The sequence below is a fragment of the Vibrio sp. 1557 genome (genome assembly GCF_033340175.1).
In the GTDB taxonomy this organism is placed as follows: Bacteria; Pseudomonadota; Gammaproteobacteria; order Enterobacterales; family Vibrionaceae; genus Vibrio; species Vibrio alginolyticus.
In genome coordinates, this window is the sequence record NZ_JAWOVZ010000107.1 from 1 (window position 1) to 1,516 (window position 1,516).

Sequence of the window (1,516 nt, forward strand, 5' to 3'; positions counted from 1 at the left end):
CTTGAACGGAGCCATATACTTGAGAATGACCTGTGTAACTCTCATCTTCGGTGACGGTTTTCTTTAGTGCAATCACGATCAATGCCGTGGTAACTGAGCCCGCAATCGTGCCGATGATATAACCAATTTTTCCATCCACAACAGGGAGAACAATCCAACCGCCCCATGGAGCATGGTTCATTACGTGGAACATAAAGCCGATCACGTTACCGACGATGCCACCCGCCACAATAGCGGGTAACACGCGAGCAGGGTCACCAGCGGCAAAAGGAATCGCACCTTCGCTAATACCGATCATCCCCATAATACCTGCGGCTTTCCCCGCTTCGCGTTCATCTCGCTTGAATTTACTCGGCGCCAAAAACGTTGCTAGTGCCATCCCCAATGGCGGCGTACAAATCGCAATACCGACCCCGCCCATCAACCATGGTTGCGTGTTCACTTGGGTTTGAGCAAACAACGTCGCCACTTTGTTAATTGGGCCGCCCATATCAAACGCGGTCATTGCCCCAAGCACAGTTCCGAGCATTACTTTGCCTGAGCCCGCCATGCCCGTCAGCACCTCGTTCATGCTGGTCATTGCGCTGGCAATAGGAGCACCTATCACCCACATCACCGCGCCGCAAGTAACAAACGTACCGACTAGCGGATAAATAAAGATCGAGCCAAGCGAACTCATGCTGTCTGGTAGCCGAATTTTCTTTAATAGCCAAACGACAAAGCCAGCAAAAAAGCCGACCACAATTGCACCTAAAAAACCCGTATTGTAATGACTGACCGCAATCCAAGACCCAATCATACCCGGCGCAAGGCCCGGCTTGTCGGCAATGGAATAAGCAATGTAACCGCCAAGCACGGCAGTAAACAATGTCAGGCCAGCAATCCCCATTTGGGCAATATCGGCCAAAATGCCTTCTTGTGGTACACCACCGTGACCAGAGATCATCACCGACAACGACAACAACACACCGCCCGCAACGATAAACGGGATCATGTGGGATGTGCCAAACAGCAAGTGCTCTTTAATGCGACCAAGTTTTTGCGCCCAAGGGCTCAGGGGTTCTGATGCAAATTCTAAAGAAGTTGGGAGAAATTCATTGGATTGGGTTTGAATATCAGTCAGCATCTCAAGCGCTTCTTCTCGCGATTGAGCCTGTTTGAGCTTTTCAACAAAGCCGTCTTCGATAATTTTGGTGGAAATTTGTGCCAATACTTCAATGTGATGATGATCATCACCATCTGGAGACGCCAGCATAAAAAACACATCGGACAGCTCGCCATCTTCGGCGCCATAATCAATCCCATTACGGCTGATCCCGACCGCGACAGCCGGTTTCGCTACAGCATCACTTTTGGCATGAGGGATCGCAATACCATCATCAAATCCTGTGTTACCGATCTCTTCTCGTTTCCAAATATCTGCCAAGAACTGGCTTTGACTATTGAGCTTGCCGGCGGCCTCTAACATCTCGACCAGCTCTTTGAGCGCTTCATCTTTGGTTTGAGCTTTTAGATC

1 protein-coding gene is annotated in these 1,516 nt (G+C 49.9%); it reads right to left on the reverse strand.

The features are described 5' to 3' along the window. Nucleotides 1-1,516: fructose-specific PTS transporter subunit EIIC (locus R7070_RS25000; RefSeq protein WP_318141369.1), on the reverse strand; the 1,516-nt coding region annotated here is incomplete at both ends.